Genomic DNA, 5,028 nt, shown 5'->3' with positions numbered 1-5,028 from the left:
CGCGGCGAGGACGTGTTCGGGGTGCGCGCCGGCTGACGGCGGGGGAGCGACGTGGCGCAGCGCCTCGGCGCACAGCCGGGAGCCGACCGCCGCTCGTGCTGCTGGCGTGAGAGTGCTTGCGCGGCCGAGGAACTGGCGCACGTTGACCGCCAGTCCGTCCGGCAGGGTGGCGATGTCGGCGCCGCTCGCCCAGGCCTGCAGGAACGGTGGCATCGCCGGAGGCGGAGTGAGTCGGACAGCGACGCGCTCGCGCACGACATAGGTGCCGGCGGCGTGGTCCCCCAGCCGCTTGGCCTGGGTGCTCACCAGGGCGCTGATCAGGGCCGGCACGCCGAACGTCACGAAGATCTCGACCATGCCCACGAGGGCTCGGACGAAGGCGTGACGGAACTGGATCGGCCCCGCGTCGTCGCGGACGGTGCGCAGTCCGAGCGCGAGCTTGCCCGGGCTCTTGCCGCGGGTGAGGGTCTCCACAGTCGTCGGCAGGACCAGGACGGCGAGGAGTGCGACCACGACTTGCGCCGTCTGCGTCAACGCCTGGTCCTGGCCCCGGGTGATCGTGCCGCCGAGCACCGCCAGGACCACGGCCGCCACGACGACCGCCACCACGTCGATCAGGCCGGACAGGATCCGCACGCCGATGCTCGCTGCCGGCAGCTCGAGGCTCACGGCCTCGCCGGTGACGAGGTCGTGTGCGCCGAAGGACAGGTCGAGACGTTTCGCCATGGTGACCGCAGCCTACGACGGCCGCTCGTCGAGGGGCTCCACGTGCATCCGGGGCTGTGGACGAGCGCCGCGCGGGCGTGCGGGCTGGCCTAGGCTGCCGGTGTGGACCTGGACGCCTTCGTGACCCGGCACCACCCGGAGTGGGCCCGCCTCGAGCACCTCGTGCGCCAGCGCCGCCTGAGCGGGGCCGAGGCCGACGAGATCCTCGACCGCTACCAGCGGGTGGCCACCCATCTGTCCCTGATCCGTTCCAGTGCCCCCGACCCCTCGACCGTGGCCTACCTGTCCTCGTTGCTCGCTCGTGCCCGGTCGCGCTCGGCGGGCACCCGCAGCCACTCCTGGTCGGACCTGGCGACCTTCTTCACCGCGACGTTCCCCGGTGCGCTCTACGAGATGCGTCGGTGGTGGATCGTCACCGCCCTGGCCAACGTCGCGGCTGCCTTCCTGCTCGGATGGTGGCTGCTCGCACACCCGCGGATCGTCGCCAGCCGGGTCTCGGCGGCCGAGATCAGCCAGCTCGTGCACCACGAGGTCGAGGGCTACTACAGCGAGTATGCCGCGTCGCACTTCGCCAGCCAGGTCTGGACCAACAACGCGCAGGTCGCCGCGCTCTGCGTCGCCCTCGGCGTCCTCGGAGTGCCGGTCGTCCTGGTGCTCTGGAGGAACACGGTCAATGTCGCCCTGATCGGCTCGATCATGGCCGACCACGGGCGGGGTGGGCTCTTCTTCGGTCTCATCCTGCCGCACGGCCTGCTCGAGCTCACGGCGGTCTTCGTCGCCGGGGGCGTCGGCCTGCGGCTCTTCTGGTCGTGGGTGGTGCCGGGCAGCCGGACCCGGGGACAGTCGATCGCCGCGGCCGGCCGGTCGTCGGTGGTCGTGGTGCTCGGACTCGTGGTGGTGCTGCTCGTCTCCGGGATCATCGAGGCCTTCGTCACGCCGTCGGGGCTGCCCACCTGGGCCCGGATCGGCATCGGCGTGGTGGTCGAGATCGCCTTCCTGACCTACGTGTTCACGCTGGGTCGGTGGGCACACCGGAGGGGTGAGATCGGAGACGTCTCGGCACAGGACGCCGGCGACACCCTGCCGGCGGCGGGCTGACCGGGCGGCCGCATCGCCGCAACGACGATCAAGCCGGTCTCGGCGCGTTGCCGTACGGTCGGCGCATGCGAGAGACACCGGAGGACATCGCCTCGCTGCATGACCTGCTCGACGCCTCACACGCCCGCGCGACCGGACACCTGCGTTCGATCATCAACGACCAACGCACCCTGCGGGCCGACGAGCTGGCCCAGCTGCTCACGGGTATGAAGGTGTTGTCGGTCGCCACCGTGACGAGCGGCGGTGAGCCTCGGATCAGTGCGCTGGACGGACACTTCCTGCACGGCACGTGGACGTTCAGCACCGCCGGGGACTCGGCCAAGGCTCGGCACCTGGCGCGAAGATGTACCGGTTGCGGATGAGTTGGGCAGTGGCCTACGCGTTCAAGCGTGCCGAGCTGCTCGGCTCACGGGGACTGTCGCCGCGCTGACGCTCGGGGGCGGCGGCCATGAGGCTCTCCCTGGCGCGGATGAGGTCGGCCACGGTCTGCAGGGTCGGCGTGGCGACGCCGTGCCGCTCGCCGAGGCGGGCCACCTGAACGAGGATCGCGTCGACCTCGCCACGTTCGCCCAGCAGGTGGTCCAGCAGCATCGACGGGCGGGCGTCCGGGATCCGGCCACCGAGGAGCCGTACATGTTGGATCGGATCACCCACATCCAGGAAGATCCCCGCCGCACGGGCCACCGCCACGGCCTCGAGGGCACACTCTTGCGCCACGTGCCAGGCATCGGCGTCGGCCAGCACCTGACCGATCGTCATGCCGGTGAGGCAGGTGGTGCCGGAGAAGGCGACGTTCATGATCAGCTTCTCCCACACCATCTGGTCGGTGTCGTCGAACAGGCGCACCTCGAAGCCGGCGCTGGTCCACACCTGCGCGGAGGCCTCGAGGTCGGCGCGGGTCAAGGTGTCATAGGCGCCGAACCGCACCATCTCCATCCCGTTGTGGTGCACCTCGCCCGGGGTGGACACAGAGGCCCCGAAACCGCCGACCACGCCGATGGCGAGCCGCTCGCCGCCGAGGACACCGGCGACGCGCTCCGGCGAGCCGAGCCCGTTCTGGATGGATTGCACGACGGTGCCCGGCCCGATGAGCGGCCGGGCCGCCTGCGCCGCGGACTCGACGTCGAAGGCCTTGGTCGCGATGACGACGAGGTCGCACTCGCCGACCCCGTCGGTGCTGGTGCCCATCGAGGCGAGGTCCACGGTGTGGTCCCCGCTCTTGCCGTGGACCCTCAGCCCGCCGGTCTGCACGGCCCGCACGTGGTCGGTCCAGAGGCAGATGCCGTGCACCTCGTGCCCGGCGAGCTGCATGAGCCCGGCATACACCGACCCCATGGCTCCACAACCCACGATGGCAACCTTGCTGTGCGTTGGCATGCCGTCAATGTCTCACGGCCGTCCACGGGCGTCCACGGGCGCCTCGAGTGGAGGCATCCGGCTCAGAGCAGCCCGCGGGACTTGAGCAGCAGGTAGTGGTCGACCAGGGCGACCGGCAGCTCGTCCGGCACCTCGTCGAGCACCGTGACCCCGACCCGACCGAGCGCCTCGGCGGTGCGTTGCCGCAACGCCACGGTGCGGGTGGCTGCCGCCGCGTCATAGACCGCGGACGTGGTGGAGCGGTTCGTGGTCAGGGCGCCCAGGGCCGGGTCGGCCACCGAGGCCAGCACCACGCGGTGGTGGGCGGTCAGCATGGGCAGCACCGGCAACAGCCCTTCCTCGATCGCGGCCGGTTCGAGGGAGGTGAGCAGGACCACGAGGGATCGCCGACGGCTGAGCCGATTGACCTCCGCGGCCAAGGTGGTCCAGTTCGCTTCCAGCAGAGCAGGTTCGAGCGGTGCCATCGCGGTCACGAGCTCGTGCAGCAGCTGGGTGTGGTTGCGTGATCCGCTCACCTTCACCTTGACGCGGCGGTCCCCGGCCAGCAGGTCGACCCGGTCGCCGGCACGGGACGCAAGGGCCGCGAGCAGCAGCGCGGCGTCCATCTCGGCGTCGAGCCGTGGCATGTCCGCGACCCTGGCGGCGGACGTGCGCGAGGTGTCCAGCACGAGGATGATCCGGCGGTCCCGCTCGGGCTGCCAGGTGCGTACGACGACGGACTGCCGGCGGGCGGTCGCTCGCCAGTCGATCGAACGGACGTCGTCGCCCTCGACGTAGGTACGCAGGGAGTCGAACTCGGTGCCGTGCCCGCGTGTCCGCACCGCCGAGCGCCCGTCGAGCTGCCGCAACTGCGCCAGCCGGCTCGGCAGGTGCTTGCGCGACGCGAAGGCCGGCAGGGCACGGACCGCGCCCGGCACGGAGAAGGACTGCTGCCGTGCGGCGACCCTCAGTGGGCCGAGGCTGCGCACCGTCACCCGGTCGGCCAGCCGGTCACCGCGTCTGGTCGGTCGCAGTGTGCTGGTCAGCCGGGTGCGTTCACCCCCACGCAACCGGACGGTATGCCGTTCGCCGGTCGCGCCCGCCGACGGTTGCCACGCGTCCCGGACAAGGCCGCGGAACCGGCGGCTGGACGGGTTGGTCACCAGCAACGAGGTGGAGGTCGTCTCGCCGAGCCGGACCTGACGCACCGGGCCCCGCGAGACCACCAGCGTCCCGGGCGGCACGGCGAGCAGCCAGTCGAGCCCGATCACCAGGATGACGAAGAGCCACCACCATCCGACCGTGGACACGGTGGGGCGCGCGACGACGGGCGCCAGACCGAGCAGGACCAGCACCACCGCGCGCCCGGTCAGGGCCATGCCGGGGTCACCCGCACCTTCGCCCGCGGCGCGATGCCCTTGGCGCGGAACGGCATACGGAGGGAGCAGGCACCATCATCGGGGGACCGGCACCGACGCCAGAGCACTGTCCAGGACGGCGGACACGTGGACCCCCTCCAGCTCGGCCTCGGGACGCAGCGCGATCCGGTGGGCCAGGGTCGCCTGCGTCAGGGCCTTGACGTCGTCCGGCGTGACGAAGCTGCGACCGTTCAGCCAGGCCCATACCCTGCTGGTGGCCTGCAGGGCTGCGGCACCGCGGGGGCTGACTCCCAGGGCCAACGAAGGAGATTGGCGGGTGGCCCGGGCGATGTCGACGATGTAGGCGGTGACCTCGGGTGCGACCCTGACGCGTCGGACGGCCGCAGCGCCGGCCTCGAGGTCGGCCGGCCCGGCGACGGGGGAGACCCCTGCGGCCGCCAGGTCCTGGGGGTCGAAGCCCGCCGCGTGC

At 71.8% G+C, this 5,028-nt stretch carries 6 protein-coding genes; 2 read left to right on the top strand and 4 right to left on the bottom strand.

The window, feature by feature from the left end; translation table 11 throughout:
- Window positions 1–726: RDD family protein (locus FRW57_RS17070; RefSeq protein WP_152186557.1), on the bottom strand; the 726-nt coding region annotated here is incomplete at its 3' end.
- Window positions 727–828: 102 nt separating this feature from the next.
- Between FRW57_RS17070 and FRW57_RS17065 the strand changes: the two genes are divergently transcribed.
- Both FRW57_RS17065 and FRW57_RS17060 read left to right on the top strand, forming a co-directional pair.
- Window positions 829–1,824, top strand: coding sequence for a stage II sporulation protein M (locus tag FRW57_RS17065; RefSeq protein WP_137122466.1), 996 nt, complete (start codon window positions 829–831; stop codon window positions 1,822–1,824).
- A gap of 65 nt (window positions 1,825–1,889) precedes the next feature.
- On the top strand, window positions 1,890–2,186 hold the full coding sequence (locus FRW57_RS17060; protein WP_137122465.1) for a pyridoxamine 5'-phosphate oxidase family protein: 297 nt from the start codon (window positions 1,890–1,892) through the stop codon (window positions 2,184–2,186).
- Window positions 2,187–2,199: 13 nt separating this feature from the next.
- Here the strand turns inward: FRW57_RS17060 and FRW57_RS17055 are convergent, their stop codons facing one another.
- The 3 genes from FRW57_RS17055 to FRW57_RS17045 all read right to left on the bottom strand — a co-directional run.
- Entirely contained in the window at window positions 2,200–3,201 is a 1,002-nt protein-coding gene (locus FRW57_RS17055; protein WP_137122464.1) for a ketopantoate reductase family protein, read from the bottom strand.
- Between the two features lie 62 nt (window positions 3,202–3,263).
- Complete coding sequence (locus FRW57_RS17050; protein WP_137122463.1) at window positions 3,264–4,559, bottom strand: DUF58 domain-containing protein; 1,296 nt, start codon at window positions 4,557–4,559, stop codon at window positions 3,264–3,266.
- Between the two features lie 75 nt (window positions 4,560–4,634).
- On the bottom strand, window positions 4,635–5,028 hold a 394-nt coding region (locus FRW57_RS17045; RefSeq protein WP_162529397.1), incomplete at its 5' end, for an AAA family ATPase.

The organism is Segeticoccus rhizosphaerae, assembly GCF_009192725.1.
Lineage (GTDB): Bacteria > Actinomycetota > Actinomycetes > Actinomycetales > Dermatophilaceae > Segeticoccus > Segeticoccus rhizosphaerae.
Note: the sequence above shows the minus strand (reverse complement) of the source record. Positions and strands in the feature narration are given on the sequence as shown.